Genomic DNA, 16,253 nt, shown 5'->3' with positions numbered 1-16,253 from the left:
ATGAAATTCATGGAAATGGCGGACAAGCTAAAAATTACTAAGGTTTTGCTATCATCCTCGCCTTTGTTCACGCCACCTTCAGGTAGTTCCCATGTCCGACCGCATCGCCCGCCAGCAAGCCCTGCAACAGGCGCTCAAAGAGCGCATCCTGATCCTCGACGGCGGCATGGGCACCATGATCCAGAGCTACAAGCTGCAGGAAGAGGACTACCGCGGTGCCCGCTTCGCCGACTGGCCAAGCGACGTAAAAGGCAACAACGACCTGCTGCTGCTGACCCGCCCGGACGTGATCCAGGCCATCGAGAAGGCCTACCTGGACGCCGGCGCGGACATCCTCGAGACCAACACCTTCAACGCCACCCGCGTGTCCCAGGCCGACTACGGCATGGAAGAGCTGGTGTACGAACTGAACGTCGAAGGCGCGCGCCTGGCCCGTGAAGTGGCCGATGCCAAGACCGCCGAGAATCCGGCCAAGCCGCGCTTCGTTGCCGGCGTGCTCGGCCCGACCAGCCGTACCTGCTCGATTTCCCCGGACGTGAACAATCCCGGCTACCGCAACGTCACCTTCGACGAGCTGGTGGAGAACTACAGCGAAGCCACCAGGGGCCTGATCGCAGGCGGCTCCGACCTGATCCTGATCGAAACCATCTTCGACACCCTCAACGCCAAGGCGGCGATCTTCGCCGTGCAAGGCGTGTTCGAGGAACTGGGCGTCGAGCTGCCGATCATGATCTCCGGCACCATCACCGACGCCTCCGGCCGCACCCTCTCCGGCCAGACCACCGAGGCCTTCCTGAACTCGGTGCGCCACGCCAAGCCGATCTCCATCGGCCTGAACTGCGCCCTTGGCGCCAAGGAACTGCGCCCCTATCTGGCGGAGCTGGCGGCCAAGGCCGAAACCCACGTCTCGGCGCACCCCAACGCCGGCCTGCCCAACGCCTTCGGCGAATACGACGAAAGCCCGGCGCAGATGGCCGAAGTGGTGGAAGAGTTCGCCGCCAGCGGCCTGCTCAACATCGTCGGCGGCTGCTGCGGCACCACCCCGCCGCACATCCAGGCCATCGCCGAGGCCGTTGCCAAGTACCCGCCACGGGTGATCCCGGACATCCCCAAGGCCTGCCGCCTCTCGGGCCTGGAACCTTTCACCATCGACCGTAACTCGCTGTTCGTGAACGTCGGCGAGCGCACCAACATCACCGGCAGCGCGAAGTTCGCCCGCCTGATCCGTGAAGAGAACTACACCGAAGCCCTGGAAGTGGCCCTGCAACAGGTGGAAGCGGGTGCCCAGGTGATCGACATCAACATGGACGAAGGGATGCTCGACTCCCAGGCGGCCATGGTCACCTTCCTCAACCTGATCGCCGGCGAGCCGGACATTTCCCGCGTGCCGATCATGATCGACTCTTCCAAGTGGGAAGTGATCGAAGCGGGCCTGAAATGCATCCAGGGCAAGGGCATCGTCAACTCCATCTCCATGAAGGAAGGCGTCGAGGCGTTCAAGCACCACGCCCGCCTGTGCAAGCGCTACGGCGCTGCCGTAGTGGTGATGGCCTTCGACGAAGTCGGCCAGGCCGATACCGCCGCGCGGAAGAAGGAAATCTGCCAGCGCAGTTACGACATCCTGGTCAACGAAGTGGGCTTCCCACCGGAAGACATCATCTTCGATCCGAACATCTTCGCCGTGGCCACCGGCATCGAGGAACACAACAACTACGCGGTGGACTTCATCGAGGCTTGCGCCTTCATCCGCGACAATCTGCCCTATGCGCTGTCGTCCGGCGGCGTGTCCAACGTGTCCTTCTCCTTCCGCGGCAACAACCCGGTGCGTGAAGCGATCCACTCGGTGTTCCTCTACCACGCCATCAGGAACGGCCTGACCATGGGCATCGTCAACGCCGGCCAGCTGGAAATCTACGACGAGATCCCCGCCGAACTGCGCGACAAGGTCGAAGACGTAGTACTCAACCGCCACGAGGGCAGCACCGAGGCCTTGCTGGCCATCGCCGACAACTACCGTGGCGGCGGCGCGGTGAAGGAAGCCGAAAGCGAGGAATGGCGCGGCTTCAGCGTCGAGAAGCGCCTGGAACATGCGCTGATCAAGGGCATCACCACCTTCATCGTGGAAGACACCGAAGAATGCCGCCAGAAGTGCGCGCGCCCCATCGAAGTGATCGAAGGCCCGCTGATGGCCGGCATGAACGTGGTCGGCGACCTGTTCGGCGCCGGCAAGATGTTCCTGCCCCAGGTGGTGAAATCCGCCCGCGTGATGAAGCAGGCCGTGGCCCACCTCATCCCCTTCATCGAAGCGGAGAAAGGCGACAAGCCCGAAGCCAAGGGCAAGATCCTCATGGCCACCGTGAAAGGCGACGTGCACGACATCGGCAAGAACATCGTGGGCGTCGTACTGGGCTGTAACGGCTACGACATCGTCGACCTCGGCGTGATGGTGCCGGCGGAGAAGATCCTGCAGACCGCCCGCGAGCAGAAGTGCGACATCATCGGCCTGTCCGGCCTGATCACACCGTCCCTGGACGAGATGGTCCATGTCGCCAAGGAGATGCAGCGCCAGGGCTTCAACCTGCCGCTGATGATCGGCGGCGCCACCACCTCCAAGGCGCATACGGCGGTGAAGATCGACCCGCAGTACAGCAATGACGCCGTGGTCTACGTCACCGACGCCTCCCGCGCGGTGGGTGTGGCCACCACCCTGCTGTCGAAGGAGATGAAGCCGGAATACACCCGCAAGCTGCGCGAGGAATATGCCGAGGTCCGCGAGCGCACCGCCAACCGCGCCGCCCGTACCGAGCGCCTGGCCTACGCCGACGCCCTGGCCAACAAGCCGCAGTTCGACTGGGCTTCCTACCAGGTCGCCAAGCCGAGCTTCACCGGCGTCCAGGTGCTGGAGGACATCGACCTGGCGGTGCTGGCCCAATACATCGACTGGACCCCCTTCTTCATCTCCTGGGATCTGGCCGGCAAGTACCCGCGCATCCTCACCGATGAAGTGGTGGGTGAAGCGGCCACGGCGCTGTTCAACGACGCCCAGGCGATGCTCAAGCAGTTGATCGACGGCAAACTGATCAAGGCCCGTGCGGTGTTCGGCTTCTGGCCGGCCAACCAGGTGGACCACGACGACATCGAAGTCTACGACGGCCACGGCAAGCCCCTGGCGCGCCTGCACCACCTGCGCCAGCAGACCATCAAGCCTGACAGCAAGCCGAACCTCTGCCTGGCCGACTACGTAGCGCCCAGGGAAAGCGGCATCACCGACTACGTAGGTGGTTTCATCACCACCGCCGGCATCGGCGCCGAGGAACTGGCCAAGCAGTACGAAGCCAAGGGCGACGACTACAGCGCCATCATGGTAAAGGCCCTGGCCGACCGCCTGGCCGAGGCCTGCGCCGAATGGCTGCACGAGCGCGTGCGCAAGGAACATTGGGGCTACGCGGCCGACGAGCATCTGGACAACGAGGCGCTGATCAAGGAGCAGTACAAGGGCATCCGCCCCGCTCCCGGCTACCCGGCCTGCCCGGACCACACCGAGAAAGGCACCCTCTTCCACCTGCTCGATCCGCAAGGCGTCTCCGGCGTCACCCTCACCGAGCACTACGCCATGTTCCCGGCGGCGGCGGTCAGCGGCTGGTACTTCGCCCACCCCGAGGCCCAGTACTTCGCTGTCGGCAAAGTCGAACGCGACCAGATCGAGAGCTACAGTAAACGCAAGGGCCAGGACCAGGCCGTGAGCGAGCGCTGGCTGGCACCGAATCTGGGATACGAGAACTGATCCGGCCGGGGGCTTGTGTGCGAATTCATTTGCGAATGAATTCCACACAAGACAAATCTCACCGAAAACGAAAAAGCCCCGAGATTTCGGGGCTTTTTGTTGGGTGCAGGAATCAGCCCTTGCTACGACGCACGAACTTGATCGACCACTGGAAGTTGGGCTTGCGCGTCACGCTGATGGCGCGGCGGGTGACGGTGTCAAGGGTGACGTTCCAGAAACCGGTGCTGGGGACCACGATCTTCGCCGGGAAACGGTCGAACGCGCCGCCGATGTAATTGTGGCGGGCACCGTTCTTGAAGCTGCGGAAGTTCGAGTCGTTCATCAGTCGGATGTTGCAGGTCTGCGAGCACTGGATGACGACCAGGTCACCCTCGTTGAGGTGCTCGCGTTGATGGATGAACTTCATGGACAACTCCCGAATCGCTGGATCAAACAGCGCGCGAGGATAGCACGGAGGCAACTGCCGCAACCTCGCCTACGCTGAAGAAGACGACCAGGCAGGCTCCCGGTTGAAACGGAACGACCGCCCGCCGCGCATCCAGCCTTCATGGAACCCGATCGACCAAGGTGGACATCTCATGCTCGACACCAGCCGCATTCCCGCCCTCCTGATTACCCTCAGCCTGCTCACGGCCTGCACCAGCCATGCGGAAAACGAGGGACTGACCGCCACCACCAGCTCGGCCGAGGCCTACGCCCAGGGCGTGCCCGGTAGCGTCGTGTCCGAAACCGAGCAGATCTCGGCAGTGGTACAGGCCGTCGACCCGAAGAAGCGCACCTTCACCCTCGAGGACGAACTGGGCAATCGCCAGACCTTCAATGCGGTCCCGGAGATGCGCAATTTCTCGCAGTTGAAGGTGGGCGATCGGGTAAACGCTGTGGTGACCCATGAACGCGTGATCGAGCTGCGCGCACCAGGCAGTGCCACGGAAGATGGCGCCGCCGGCCTGGCGGCAACCACGCCTGAAGGTGACAAGCCAGGCATGCTGGTCGCCAACACCGTGGAAATCACTGCCGTGGTCAAGGCCATCGACACCACCCAGCACACCGCTACGCTGCAGTTCGCCGACGGTACCCGCAAGGTCGTGCGGGTGCGGCCGGACATTGAGCTGAAGCTGGTCTATCTCAACCAGGAAGTGGTCATACGCATGACCTCCGCGCTGGCCATCAGCGTCGAGGCGCCCTGAGTCACATACAGCGCTCGGCGGGTCTGCCACCGCTTCGGGGACAGTGGTAGGATGCGCGCCCCATGCGAATCCCCGATATTCACCAGCGACTCGCCGACCTCGGTGCCCTCCCCGTCCATCGCGGGCGGGTGGTGCGTGCCTGGCTGCAGGGCAAGCCCCTGGACGCCGGCACCCGTCGCCAGCACACCGAGCACTTCCTGCCTCTGAGCGTCCGTGAAGGCCTGCCGGCGCTGGCCGAGGAACTGGCCTCCCTGGCAACCCTGCGTTCAGAACACCCCGGCGTCGACGGTTCTGCCCGGCTGTTGGTGGCGCTGCGCGACGGCCAGATGGTGGAAAGCGTGCTGCTGCCCCGCGACGGTCTTTGCGTTTCCACCCAGGTCGGCTGCGCAGTGGGCTGCGTGTTCTGCATGACCGGCAAGAGTGGCCTGCTGCGCCAGGTGGGCAGTGCCGAGATCGTCGCCCAGGTCGCCCTCGCCCGCCGCTTCCGGCCAGTGAAGAAGGTAGTGTTCATGGGAATGGGCGAGCCGGCGCACAACCTGGATAACGTGCTCGAAGCCATCGACCTGCTGGGCACCGATGGCGGCATCGGCCACAAGAACCTGGTGTTCTCCACCGTGGGCGACATGCGCGTCTTCGAGCGCCTGCCGCGGGAGCGGGTCAAGCCGGCGCTGGCGCTATCGCTGCACACCACCCGGGCCGACCTGCGCGAGCAACTGCTGCCCAGGGCGCCGCGCATTACCCCGGACGAACTGGTGGAGCTGGGCGAACGCTATGCCCGCAGCATCGGCTATCCCATCCAGTACCAGTGGACGCTGCTCAAGGGCATCAACGACAGCCAGGAAGAAATGGACGGCATCCTGCGCCTGCTCAAGGGCAAGTACGCGGTGATGAACCTCATCCCCTACAACAGCCTGGATGCGGACGAGTACCAGCGCCCGGACGGCGAGCGCATCGTGCAGATGGTTCGCTACCTGCACAGCCGCGGCATCCTCACCAAGGTGCGCAACTCCGCCGGCCAGGACGTCGAAGGCGGTTGCGGCCAGTTGCGTGCCCGCGCCGTGGATTTGGTCAATACCCGCCGCCTGCACCGCTCGGCCTCCTGAACGACCAGACAGCATTTCCCGGCCGACGAGCTAAGCTCAGCGCAGGAGGTGCCCATGAACGACAAGAACCACGATCAACCCCTGAGCTTCCGCGAGATGCTGCAGAGCGTGCTGGCAGCGGCCTTCGGCGTGCAGAGCGGGAAGAATCGAGCCCGCGACTTCAGCCGCGGCAAGCCCAGCCACTTCATCGTGCTCGGGGTGCTGTTCACCGCGATCTTCGTGCTGCTGCTGTTCGGACTGGTGAAAGTGATACTGCACCTCGCCGGGGTGTGAGCCTCAGTCGATCAGCGGCTCCAGGGAGAAGCGGTAGTCCGTCGCAGCCTTCTTGCCGACCAGGCTGAAGGCGCGGAAATCCAGGTCGTAGCCCTGCTGCTCGATGCGCCGCAGCAGGCGCTTCGCGCTGTCCCGGTCCAGGGCCATGAACAGCCGCACTTCTCGATCCTTGCCCCCGTGCCGGGCAAAGTCCACACCAGCGTCGTAGTCATGCAGCAGCACCATGGCCCAGCCACCAAGGGTGAAGTGGCCACTGACCAGGGCGCTGATCTGCCCGTCTAGATAGGCGTGCAGGACTTCCGCGGAATTGTTCAGGCCGGAGAAGTACATGTCCTGCCCCGGCTTGCGCCCCAACTCGGTGGCTGCCTTCATCGCACCAAAGGCCATTTCATCGTTGGCCGACCACACGACATTCACCTTCGGATAACGCTGGAACAGTTGCATGGCCTGGTCGTAGGCACGCTCACGATTCCACTCGCTGTAGACCAGCTGGCGCAGGCGGGCCTGGGGGAACTCGGCGAGGGCGGCCATCAGCCCCTGCTCACGACGCTGGGCGGCGGGTGTCTGCTTGATGCCGGAAAACGCCAACACGTCGAAAGGTTGGCCGGGGGTCCGGCGCGCCTGTTGTTCCAGCAACGTACGCGCCATCAGGTAGCCGGCTTCCTCATCGTTGGGAACCATGCTGCCGATCCAGTCCGGGTAACGCTCGCGGGTGCCGCCGGTCACGGACTGCTGGTCAGGCGTCAGACTGCTGTTCACCGCGAACAGCTTGACCCCGCTGCCGCGGGCCAGCCGCAGGATTTCCGGCCCAGCGTACTGCTCGTTGACGAATACGAGGTAATCAGGGCGATTCTCGCCCCGCAGCACTTCGCGAGCCTGGTCGAGCATCCGTTCCAGGTCGCGTTCGGCGAAGCGGATTTCCAGCTCCATGCCCAGATCGTCGGCAGCTGCCTGCATGAACTGCGCATAGCTGGCCCAGAAGGGTTCGTGGGTCCGGCCCGGATTGAGAAACACCACCGAAGCGGCGCTCAGAGACTGACTGAGCCCCAGGCAGAGGCAAAACAGAAGGGAGGCACAACGTCCTTTCATTCCAACACCCTGAATAAGCAGCCGCGCAGTATAACTGCTTATCGCAGGGCAACCGGAGATGACGGGGCGGACCAGGGATAAAACGCTCCGCCCCCCGCATGCCCCTTATTGGTGGCTGACCCAGAAAACAGCAGTGGAAACGGCAATCAGGATCAGGAAGAAGATGGCCCAGGCATCGACCTTGCTGTCGCGGCTGGTGTGTTCGGAATGTTCAGTCATGGCGTCCCCCGGTTGTTGTGGTTATAGGCGGCTTGCATTTCGAGTAAAGACCAAGCCCCGCAACGCCTCAAGCCGAAGGGTTATGCACCCGCCCAGAACCATAACTTCTGGTTCTTTACATATACTCAAACATCACTTTTGCGCATAACCACTAACTGGTATCTTCCTCCGCCTCCGCGGGGAGTGCGCGGCCGTGCGCGCAGAAAAGCTGTAAGCAGCCTGACAACAGGATTTTTCATGTACGTATACGACGAGTACGATCAACGGATCGTCGAGGACCGCGTCAAGCAGTTCCGCGATCAGACCCGACGCTATCTGGAAGGCGAGCTTTCGGGTGAGGAGTTCCGCCCGCTGCGCCTGCAGAACGGCCTGTACATCCAGCGCTACGCGCCCATGCTGCGCATCGCCGTGCCCTATGGCCTGCTTTCTTCCGTACAGGTGCGCAAGCTGGCTCAGATCGCTCGCGACTACGACAAGGGTTACGCCCACATCAGCACCCGCCAGAACGTCCAGTTCAACTGGCCGGAACTGGAAGACGTGCCGGAAATCCTCGCCGAACTGGCCACCGTGCAGATGCACGCCATCCAGACCAGCGGCAACTGCATCCGCAACACCACCACCGACCAGTTCGCCGGCGTTGCCCGTGACGAAATCGTCGACCCGCGCCCCTGGTGCGAGATCATCCGCCAGTGGTCCACCTTCCACCCGGAATTCTCCCACCTGCCACGCAAGTTCAAGATTGCCGTCAATGGCGCCGTGAGCGACCGCGCCGCCATCGAGGTGCATGACATCGGCCTGGAAGCGGTGAAGAACGAAGCCGGTGAGCTGGGCTTCCGCGTGTCCGTTGGTGGCGGCCTTGGCCGTACCCCGGTGGTGGGCAGCTTCATCAATGAATTCCTGCCCTGGCAGCACCTGCTCAGCTATCTCGATGCCATCCTGCGTGTGTACAACCGCTATGGCCGTCGCGATAACAAGTACAAGGCGCGTATCAAGATCCTCGTCAAGGCACTGACTCCCGAAGTCTTCGCCGAGCGCGTGAACGCCGAATGGGCCCACCTGAAGGGCGGCCCCACCACGCTCACCGAGGCCGAAGTGGCACGCGTTGCCAAGCACTTCGTCGATCCGTCGTACAAGGCCCTGGAAGACCAGGACGCCGCCCTCGCCGCCCTGGACGCCGAGCACCCCGGCTTCGCCCGCTGGCGTGCGCGCAACGTCGTTGCGCACAAGAAGCCCGGCTACGCCGCAGTGACCCTGTCGCTCAAGCCCACCGGCGTGGCGCCTGGCGACGTCACCGACAAGCAGCTGGACGCCATCGCCGACCTGGCCGATCGCTACAGCTTCGGTGAAGTGCGCAACAGCCATAACCAGAACATCATCCTGGCCGACGTCGAGCAGTCCCAGCTGTTCACCCTGTGGGGCGAACTGCGCGAATTCGGTTTCGCCACCCCGAACGTGGGCCTGCTGACCGACATCATCTGCTGCCCTGGTGGTGACTTCTGCTCCCTGGCCAACGCCAAGTCGATCCCGGTGGCCGAAGCCATCCAGCGCCGCTTCGACGACCTGGACTACCTGTTCGACATCGGCGACCTCGACCTGAACATTTCCGGCTGCATGAACGCCTGCGGCCACCACCACGTGGGCCACATCGGCATCCTCGGCGTGGACAAGAAAGGCCAGGAGTTCTACCAGGTTTCCCTGGGCGGCAGTGCCGGCCGTGACGCCAGCCTGGCGCAGATCCTCGGCCCGTCCTTCGCCCAGGAGGAAATGGCCGACGTGATCGAGAGAATCATCAATGTCTACGTGGAACAGCGCACCGAAGACGAGCAATTCCTCGACACCTTCCGCCGTATCGGTATCGACCCGTTCAAGGAGCGCGTATATGCAGCGAATCATTAAGAACGGCCAGGTAATCGACGAAACCTGGCACCTGCTGGCCAAGGACGCGACCCTGGACGGCGTCCCCAACTGCGACGACATCATCGTCCCGCTGGCCCTCTGGCGCGACCACGCCCACGCCCTGAAAGCCCGCGACGGCGGCCTGGGCGTCTGGCTGGACAGCGATGAGGAAATCGAGGAAATCGCCGACCAGCTGGAATACTTCCAGGTCATCGCGCTGAACTTCCCGGCCTTCACCGATGGTCGTCACTCCTCCACCGCCTACCTGCTGCGCCAGCGTTATGGCTACAAGGGTGAAGTACGCGCCATCGGCGACGTGCTGCGCGACCAGCTGTTCGCCCTGAAGCGTTGCGGCTTCGACGCCTTCGCCCTGCGCGCGGACAAGGACCCGTATGACGCGCTCAAGGCCTTCGAAGACTTCAGCGAGGTCTACCAGGCCTCCAGCGACCAGCCATTGCCGCTGTTCCGCCGCCGTACGGCCTGAGTGACGCAGCAACAAAAAGCCCCGCATCCGGGGCTTTTTGTTGGGTGAATCATTCCCTTGTAGGGGCGAAATCATTCCCGGATCGCGCTCACGGCGCACGAACCGCATCCCACGCCACCTGCATGAACAGCTCGCGGCAATCCGCCAGGCTGGTACGGGTGCGTCCGGCCAGCCAGTTGCGGGTGAAGTCCTGAACCGGCCCGATGACCACGGAAACGAAGCAGTCCCGCGGCATCGGCCGGAACGCACCCGCCTCGCGATAGGGACGCAGGGCTTCCTCGATGCGCCCGTGATGCAGGCGATTGGCTTCGCGCAACTGCCCGCCCAGCTCGCTCGCCTCCACCCTCCCCCGGCTATGCAGGATGAAACGCGCCCAGTCCGGATTCGCCAGCACCCAGTCGACGTAGCAACCCACCAGCAGCCTGATGCACGCCTCGGCGCTGTCCACCTTGGTAAAACCCGCCTCCAGCAGGCGCGCGTAGCCGCCTACGCCTTCCAGGTAGAGCGCCGCGATGATCCGCTCCTTGTTGCCGAAGTGGTGGTAGAGACTGCCGATGCTGGCGCCGGAGCGGTCGCGGATCATCTCGATGGTGGTGGCATCCACGCCCTGTTCGCTGAAGCAGGCCAGGGCGGCCTGGAGAATGTCGTCTTTACGGGAGGGACGGCCCATGAATGTCCTCTGATGAGACTAGAATATTTTTCTAGAATACTTTTCTAGTTTTCGTATACTGCCGGGGTTCGTGCATTTCCAGAAGCCCTTTCCACACCAGGACGGATGCAATGACCAGTTCGACAGAAACCCGGATCGACAACGGCAACGGCCACTACATCAGCGCCAACTGGTTCCGCCCGGAGGGTGAAGTGCAGGCCGCGGTGCTCATAGTACCCGCCATGGGTGTACCGCAGCGCTATTACGCGCCCTTCGCCACCTGGCTCGCCGAGCGCGGCTACCTGGTCGCCACCTTCGACTACGTCGGCATGGGCCAGTCGCGCAATGGCCACCTGCGCGACCTCGATGTGGACATCCTCGACTGGGCCCGCCATGACTGCAGCACCATGCTCTCGCTGGTGGCCAACGCCGCCGGCGACAAGCCGCTGTACTGGATCGGCCACAGCCTGGGCGGGCAGATCCTGCCCTTCGTCGAAGGCACCGAACGCATCAGCAAGGTACTGACCATCGCCACCGGTAGTGGCTACTGGCGTGAGAACACCGCCGAACTGCGTCGCCGTGTCTGGCTGCTGTGGTTCCTGGTGGCTCCGCTGGTGACACCCTTGGCCGGCTATTTCCCCGGCAAGCGGCTGGGCATGGTAGGCGACCTGCCCAAGGGTGTGATCAATCAATGGCGCCGCTGGTGCCTGGACCCGGAGTACGCCGTGGGCGCAGAAGGTGAGAGCGTGCGTGCTGCCTATTCCGCGGTGCGCACGCCCATCACCGCCATCTCCTTCACCGACGACGAGATGATGTCCGGACGCAACACCGAGTCGTTGCACGGCTTCTATCGCCAGGCGGAAAAGACCTTCAAACGCATCGCCCCGGCGGACGTGGGTGAGAAGAGCATCGGCCACTTCGGCTTCTTCAAGCCGCACTACCAACGCTCGCTCTGGCAGGATGTGCTGTTGCCCGAGCTGGCCTGATCCAGCCCGGGCCAACCGGCCTGCTACCAGAAACGCTGCTGGCCGAGCCGCTCCCACCAGCTCAGCAGCACGCGGTCGATGGCCACGCTGGCGGCCAGGCCGACGCGCTCCTGCAGGCTCTTGCGAGCGGCAAAGTGCAGATGGAACAGCTCGGCGTCCCTGGCACGCGCGGCCAGGTATTCATCGCTGGTACACAGCTCATCCACCAGCTTCTTCTCCAGCGCGGCCGTGCCCAGCCAGACTTCACCCGTGGCGATCTCGGCCATGTCCAGCTGCGAGCGATAGCGACCGACGAACCCCTTGAACAGCTCGTGGGTGGCTTCCAGGTCTTCCTGGAACTTCTGCCGGCCCTTTTCGGTGTTCTCGCCGAATACGGTAAGGGTGCGCTTGTACTCGCCAGCGGTGAGGACTTCGAAATCGATGTCGTGCTTCTTCAGCAGGCGATGCACGTTGGGCAACTGCGCCACGACGCCGATGGAGCCGATGATGGAGAACGGCGCGGCGAGGATCTTGTTGCCAATGCACGCCATCATGTAGCCGCCGCTGGCCGCCACCTTGTCCACGCAGACGGTGAGCGGTACGCCGGCATCGCGAATGCGCGCCAGCTGCGAAGACGCCAGGCCATAGCTGTGGACCATGCCGCCACCGCTTTCCAGGCGCACCACCACTTCATCCTTGTCCGTGGCCATGGACAGCAGCGCAGTCACTTCATGACGCAGGTGATCGGTGGCCGACGCCTTGATGTCGCCCTCGAAATCCAGCACGAACACCCGAGGCTTGTGCCTGCCGGCCTTCTTCGCCTGCTTCGCCGCCTTGGCTTCGGCCTTGCGCACAGCCTTCAGCTGAGCCTTGTCCAGCACCGAATGCTCCAGGCGCTCGCGCAGGCCCTTGTAGAAGTCATTGAGCTTGCGTACATCCAGATGGCCGCTGGCGACGCGGCGATTGCGCCCACGCAGTGTGGCAATGGCCGCCAACACCACCAGGATGGCCACCAGCACGGTGACGGTCCTGGCCAGAAAGCCTGCGTACTCGGCAAAGAACTCCACTTGTATCCCCCTTGTAATCCCTCCTGGCGCCGGCCTTTCGGCGACGCAACGACCAGCAAGCATAACGGCGCCATCCCCGGCTCGCCAGCGACGGGAAATGTCTTCATAAACAGTGGGAATGCATTCAAACAAGCGTATGTTTTTTCGTTGACAGGCCCCTGGCTTCCCCATACCCTCGCGGAACTTTCAACCTCACGGGACGCCAGTACGTGGGCAGCATCTACCTGATTCGACATGGCCAGGCTTCCTTCGGTGCCGACGACTACGATGTGCTCTCGTCCATCGGAGTCCGCCAGGCTGAAGTGCTGGGTGCTCACCTCGCCCAACTGGGCCTGCACCTCGATCGCTGCTACAGCGGTGACCTGCGTCGCCAGCAGCACACCGCCCAGGCCGCACTGGCGCAGTACGACGCTGCCGGCCTCGGCGCCCCGGCGATCCAGATCGACCCGGCCTTCAACGAATTCGACGCAGACGCGGTGATCCGCGCCCTACTCCCCGACCTGCTCAGCGAAGAACCCGAAGCCCTGCACGTGCTGCGCAACGGCGCGCAGAATCGCGCCGAATTCCAGCGCCTGTTCTCCAGGCTGGTGTTGCGCTGGGTCTCTGCTGAACACGACATGCCGGGCCTGCAGAGCTGGAAGGACTTCGTCGATCAGGTTCACGGCGGCCTGGAGCGCATCCTGGCCGAAGCGGAGCGCAAGCAGAACATCGCCGTGTTCACCTCCGGCGGCACCATCACCGCCCTGCTCCACCTGGTGGCCGGCATACCGGCCGAAAGCGCCTTCGGCCTCAACTGGCAGATCGTCAACACCTCGCTCAACCGCCTGAAGTTCCGCGGCAGCGAGGTGACACTGGCTTCCTTCAACAATCATGTGCACCTGGAACTGTTGAAGGCGCCGGAGCTCATCACCTATCGCTGAGCCCGGCCTACTGCGGCCGGACAGGCCGCCGGAAAAAACCCTAGAAAAAGGAAAACACCATGACCAACGTTGCTGACATCGTCAAAACCATGCAGTCCAAGTTCAACGCCGGTGCCGCCGCTGGCCTGGACCTGGTATTCCAGTTCAACATCGAAGACGGCGACAACCACTACCTGGTGGTCAAGGACGGTACCTGCGACGTACAGCAGGGCGATGCCGAGAACCCGAACGTCACCCTGATCATGGACAGCGCCACCCTGGTGGGCATCATGACCGGCGAAACCGACGGCATGCAGGCCTTCATGGCCGGCAAGCTGCGCGCCGAGGGCGACATGATGCTGGCCATGAAGCTCGGCGAACTATTCCCGGTCTAAGCTTTACGCCGAGATCCAGCACGAAGAACCGGAGTCCCAGGGCTCCGGTTTTTTTTTCGCCCAATGCATGCAGCGAGGGCGAATCAGGCAGCCTGATTGTGCTGCAACACCTTTGTCTATAACGGCTCGTTCGGCTTGTGACGCCCCCGGAGCGGCATTAGATTAGTGAATAATCTCGAGCCCCCATCATAAACAGAAGGGATAAGCATGACGCTTACTGATCAGTCCACCTGCATCCGCGAAGGCGAAGAGCTCGACGCCGCCATTATCGACCCGTACCTCAAGGCCAATATCCCCGGCCTCACCGGTACGCCGCGCATCAGCCAGTTTCCGGGCGGCGCTTCCAACCTGACCTACCTGCTGGAATACCCCGACCGGGAACTCGTGCTGCGCCGTCCGCCCTTTGGCCGCAAGGCCAAGTCCGCCCACGACATGGGCCGCGAGTTCCGCATCCTCAACCAGCTCAACGCCGGCTTCCCCTACTGCCCGAAAGCCTATGTTCACTGCACTGACGAATCGCTGATCGGTGCCGAGTTCTACGTGATGGATCGGGTCAAGGGCGTGATCCTGCGGGCCGACCTGCCGGCCGACCTGTCGCTCGACGAAGGCCAGACCCGCGCACTGTGCCTGAACTTCATCGACAAGCTGGTGGAGCTGCACAACGTCGACTACAACGCCTGCGGCCTGGGCGACCTGGGCAAGCCGGAAGGCTACGTGCAGCGCCAGATCGCCGGCTGGAGCGACCGCTACGAGAAGGCCCTGACCCCGGATGCGCCGACCTGGGAGCCGGTCAAGGCCTGGCTCCGCGACAAGCTGCCCGCCGACCACCACAAGCCGGCCATCGTGCATAACGACTACCGCTTCGACAACGTGATCCTCGACCCGGCCAATCCGCTGAAGATCATCGGCGTGCTGGACTGGGAACTGACCACCATCGGCGATCCGCTGATGGACCTGGGCAACACCCTGGCCTACTGGATCGAGGCAAAGGACCCGGCGCCGATGCAGCTGATGCGCCGCCAGCCGAGCCACCTGCCGGGCATGCTCACCCGCCAGGCGTTCGCCGACTACTACGCCGAACGCGCCGGCCTGCCGCCCATCACCAACCTCGACTTCTACTACACCTATGGCCTGTTCCGCCTGGCCGGCATCGTGCAGCAGATCTACTACCGCTATTTCCACGGCCAGACCCAGGACAAGCGCTTCGCCCAGTTCATCCACATGAACAAGCTGCTGGAGCAGATGAGCCTGCAGGTCATCAACCAATCACGGCTGTAAACCGGCTTACAACAAGGGGAACCCCATGTCCAAGACCAACCTGTTCGACCTCGACGGCAAGATCGCCTTCGTTTCCGGCGCCAGCCGCGGCATAGGTGAAGCCATCGCCAGGCTGCTGGCCCAGCAAGGCGCCCACGTGATCGTCTCCAGCCGCAAGATCGAGGGCTGCCAGGCCGTTGCCGACGCCATCATCGCAGAGGGTGGCCAGGCCACCGCCATCGCCTGCCACATCGGTGAAATGGAGCAGATCCAGAACGTCTTCGCCGCGATCCGCGAGAAGTTCGGCCGCCTCGACATCCTGGTCAACAACGCCGCCACCAACCCGCAGTTCTGCAACGTGCTGGACACCGACCTCTCGGCCTTTCAGAAGACCGTGGACGTGAACATCCGCGGCTACTACTTCATGTCCATCGAGGCCGGCAAGCTGATGAAGCAGAACGGCGGCGGCAGCATCATCAACGTCGCCTCCATCAACGGCGTCTCCCCGGGCGAGTTCCAGGGCATCTACTCAGTGACCAAGGCCGCCGTGATCAGCATGACCAAGGTCTTCGCCAAGGAATGCGCCCAGTTCGGCATCCGCTGCAACGCCCTGCTGCCGGGCCTGACCGACACCAAGTTCGCCTCGGCGCTGACCAAGAACGAATCCATCCTCAACCTCGCCCTGCAGCGCATCCCGCTCAAGCGCGTCGCCGACCCGAGCGAAATGGCCGGCGCCGTGCTGTATCTGGCCAGCGCTGCCTCCAGTTACACCACCGGCGTCGCGCTGAACGTCGACGGCGGCTTCCTCTCCTGAGGATTGGCGGCCATGAAAAAGGGAGCCCAGGGCTCCCTTTTTCTTTGGTTCTTCGCGGAGTCTGGGGGAAGAGCGAGTTGACAGTCAGGGAAGTGGGTAAATTGGCAGTCGCCAAACGAACCAACCCCCACTCCCTGCTGCCGCCGTGCATCCTATTGATCTTGCTCAATTC

General features: G+C 63.4%; 14 protein-coding genes and 1 pseudogene. 11 read left to right on the top strand and 4 right to left on the bottom strand.

What is annotated here, in order from left to right:
- The first annotated feature begins 91 nt into the window (after window positions 1–91).
- Entirely contained in the window at window positions 92–3,784 is a 3,693-nt protein-coding gene (gene metH / locus ACFW0B_RS15305) for a methionine synthase (RefSeq protein ID WP_449149539.1), read from the top strand.
- Between the two features lie 112 nt (window positions 3,785–3,896).
- Here the strand turns inward: metH and ACFW0B_RS15300 are convergent.
- Window positions 3,897–4,281, bottom strand: a pseudogene (locus ACFW0B_RS15300) (DUF1883 domain-containing protein).
- Between the two features lie 81 nt (window positions 4,282–4,362).
- On the opposite strand from ACFW0B_RS15300, the gene ACFW0B_RS15295 reads away from it, so the two are divergent.
- The 3 genes from ACFW0B_RS15295 to ACFW0B_RS15285 all read left to right on the top strand — a co-directional run bounded on the left by ACFW0B_RS15295 (window position 4,363) and on the right by ACFW0B_RS15285 (window position 6,347).
- Window positions 4,363–4,971, top strand: a complete 609-nt coding sequence (locus ACFW0B_RS15295; protein WP_449149537.1) for a hypothetical protein — start codon at window positions 4,363–4,365, stop codon at window positions 4,969–4,971.
- Window positions 4,972–5,033: 62 nt separating this feature from the next.
- Window positions 5,034–6,074, top strand: coding sequence for an RNA methyltransferase (locus ACFW0B_RS15290; RefSeq protein WP_449149535.1), 1,041 nt, complete (start codon window positions 5,034–5,036; stop codon window positions 6,072–6,074).
- Window positions 6,075–6,128: 54 nt separating this feature from the next.
- Window positions 6,129–6,347 carry a DUF2970 domain-containing protein gene (locus ACFW0B_RS15285; RefSeq protein ID WP_449149533.1) on the top strand — a complete coding sequence of 73 codons (219 nt, stop codon included), beginning with the start codon at window positions 6,129–6,131 and terminating at the stop codon, window positions 6,345–6,347.
- Between the two features lie 3 nt (window positions 6,348–6,350).
- Here ACFW0B_RS15285 and ACFW0B_RS15280 read toward each other — a convergent pair whose 3' ends face one another.
- The gene (locus ACFW0B_RS15280) at window positions 6,351–7,436 is read right to left on the bottom strand and encodes an ABC transporter substrate-binding protein (protein ID WP_449149531.1); all 1,086 of its coding nucleotides are present in this window, start codon (window positions 7,434–7,436) and stop codon (window positions 6,351–6,353) included.
- Between the two features lie 456 nt (window positions 7,437–7,892).
- On the opposite strand from ACFW0B_RS15280, the gene ACFW0B_RS15275 reads away from it, so the two are divergent.
- Together ACFW0B_RS15275 and ACFW0B_RS15270 are read left to right on the top strand one after the other, a co-directional pair.
- Complete coding sequence (locus ACFW0B_RS15275) at window positions 7,893–9,551, top strand: nitrite/sulfite reductase (RefSeq protein WP_449149529.1); 1,659 nt, start codon at window positions 7,893–7,895, stop codon at window positions 9,549–9,551.
- Window positions 9,535–10,035, top strand: a complete 501-nt coding sequence (locus ACFW0B_RS15270; protein WP_449149527.1) for a DUF934 domain-containing protein — start codon at window positions 9,535–9,537, stop codon at window positions 10,033–10,035. The genes ACFW0B_RS15275 and ACFW0B_RS15270 overlap by 17 nt, the downstream gene beginning before the upstream one ends.
- Window positions 10,036–10,123: 88 nt before the next feature.
- On the opposite strand, the gene ACFW0B_RS15265 is transcribed toward ACFW0B_RS15270, so the two are convergent.
- On the bottom strand, window positions 10,124–10,705 hold the full coding sequence (locus tag ACFW0B_RS15265) for a TetR/AcrR family transcriptional regulator (RefSeq protein ID WP_449149525.1): 582 nt from the start codon (window positions 10,703–10,705) through the stop codon (window positions 10,124–10,126).
- A gap of 110 nt (window positions 10,706–10,815) precedes the next feature.
- Between ACFW0B_RS15265 and ACFW0B_RS15260 the strand changes: the two genes are divergently transcribed.
- Window positions 10,816–11,670 carry an alpha/beta hydrolase family protein gene (locus ACFW0B_RS15260; protein ID WP_449149523.1) on the top strand — a complete coding sequence of 285 codons (855 nt, stop codon included), beginning with the start codon at window positions 10,816–10,818 and terminating at the stop codon, window positions 11,668–11,670.
- Between the two features lie 23 nt (window positions 11,671–11,693).
- Here ACFW0B_RS15260 and sohB read toward each other — a convergent pair whose 3' ends face one another.
- On the bottom strand, window positions 11,694–12,716 hold the full coding sequence (gene sohB / locus ACFW0B_RS15255) for a protease SohB (protein ID WP_449149521.1): 1,023 nt from the start codon (window positions 12,714–12,716) through the stop codon (window positions 11,694–11,696).
- 209 nt (window positions 12,717–12,925) lie between these two features.
- On the opposite strand from sohB, the gene ACFW0B_RS15250 reads away from it, so the two are divergent.
- The 4 genes from ACFW0B_RS15250 (at window position 12,926) to ACFW0B_RS15235 (ending at window position 16,081) form a co-directional block, all read left to right on the top strand.
- Window positions 12,926–13,636 carry a histidine phosphatase family protein gene (locus ACFW0B_RS15250; protein ID WP_449149519.1) on the top strand — a complete coding sequence of 237 codons (711 nt, stop codon included), beginning with the start codon at window positions 12,926–12,928 and terminating at the stop codon, window positions 13,634–13,636.
- Between the two features lie 59 nt (window positions 13,637–13,695).
- Window positions 13,696–14,010, top strand: coding sequence for an SCP2 sterol-binding domain-containing protein (locus tag ACFW0B_RS15245; protein ID WP_004422544.1), 315 nt, complete (start codon window positions 13,696–13,698; stop codon window positions 14,008–14,010).
- A 207-nt stretch (window positions 14,011–14,217) separates the two neighbouring features.
- The gene (locus tag ACFW0B_RS15240; protein ID WP_449149516.1) at window positions 14,218–15,288 is read left to right on the top strand and encodes a phosphotransferase family protein; all 1,071 of its coding nucleotides are present in this window, start codon (window positions 14,218–14,220) and stop codon (window positions 15,286–15,288) included.
- A gap of 25 nt (window positions 15,289–15,313) precedes the next feature.
- Entirely contained in the window at window positions 15,314–16,081 is a 768-nt protein-coding gene (locus ACFW0B_RS15235; protein ID WP_449149514.1) for an SDR family oxidoreductase, read from the top strand.
- Window positions 16,082–16,253 lie beyond the last annotated feature (172 nt).

This window comes from Metapseudomonas phytobenefica (assembly GCF_043392685.1).
Taxonomy (GTDB): Bacteria; Pseudomonadota; Gammaproteobacteria; order Pseudomonadales; family Pseudomonadaceae; genus Metapseudomonas.
Note: the sequence above shows the minus strand (reverse complement) of the source record. Positions and strands in the feature narration are given on the sequence as shown.

What these genes read in the sequence shown, in the direction of transcription:
- metH (WP_449149539.1), top strand. Translation starts at nt 92, where the DNA reads ATGTCCGACCGCATCGCCCGCCAGCAAGCCCTGCAACAGGCGCTCAAA.
- ACFW0B_RS15295 (WP_449149537.1), top strand. Translation starts at nt 4,363, where the DNA reads ATGCTCGACACCAGCCGCATTCCCGCCCTCCTGATTACCCTCAGCCTG.
- ACFW0B_RS15290 (WP_449149535.1), top strand. Translation starts at nt 5,034, where the DNA reads ATGCGAATCCCCGATATTCACCAGCGACTCGCCGACCTCGGTGCCCTC.
- ACFW0B_RS15285 (WP_449149533.1), top strand. Translation starts at nt 6,129, where the DNA reads ATGAACGACAAGAACCACGATCAACCCCTGAGCTTCCGCGAGATGCTG.
- ACFW0B_RS15280 (WP_449149531.1), bottom strand. Translation starts at nt 7,436, where the DNA reads ATGAAAGGACGTTGTGCCTCCCTTCTGTTTTGCCTCTGCCTGGGGCTC.
- ACFW0B_RS15275 (WP_449149529.1), top strand. Translation starts at nt 7,893, where the DNA reads ATGTACGTATACGACGAGTACGATCAACGGATCGTCGAGGACCGCGTC.
- ACFW0B_RS15270 (WP_449149527.1), top strand. Translation starts at nt 9,535, where the DNA reads ATGCAGCGAATCATTAAGAACGGCCAGGTAATCGACGAAACCTGGCAC.
- ACFW0B_RS15265 (WP_449149525.1), bottom strand. Translation starts at nt 10,705, where the DNA reads ATGGGCCGTCCCTCCCGTAAAGACGACATTCTCCAGGCCGCCCTGGCC.
- ACFW0B_RS15260 (WP_449149523.1), top strand. Translation starts at nt 10,816, where the DNA reads ATGACCAGTTCGACAGAAACCCGGATCGACAACGGCAACGGCCACTAC.
- ACFW0B_RS15245 (WP_004422544.1), top strand. Translation starts at nt 13,696, where the DNA reads ATGACCAACGTTGCTGACATCGTCAAAACCATGCAGTCCAAGTTCAAC.
- ACFW0B_RS15240 (WP_449149516.1), top strand. Translation starts at nt 14,218, where the DNA reads ATGACGCTTACTGATCAGTCCACCTGCATCCGCGAAGGCGAAGAGCTC.
- ACFW0B_RS15235 (WP_449149514.1), top strand. Translation starts at nt 15,314, where the DNA reads ATGTCCAAGACCAACCTGTTCGACCTCGACGGCAAGATCGCCTTCGTT.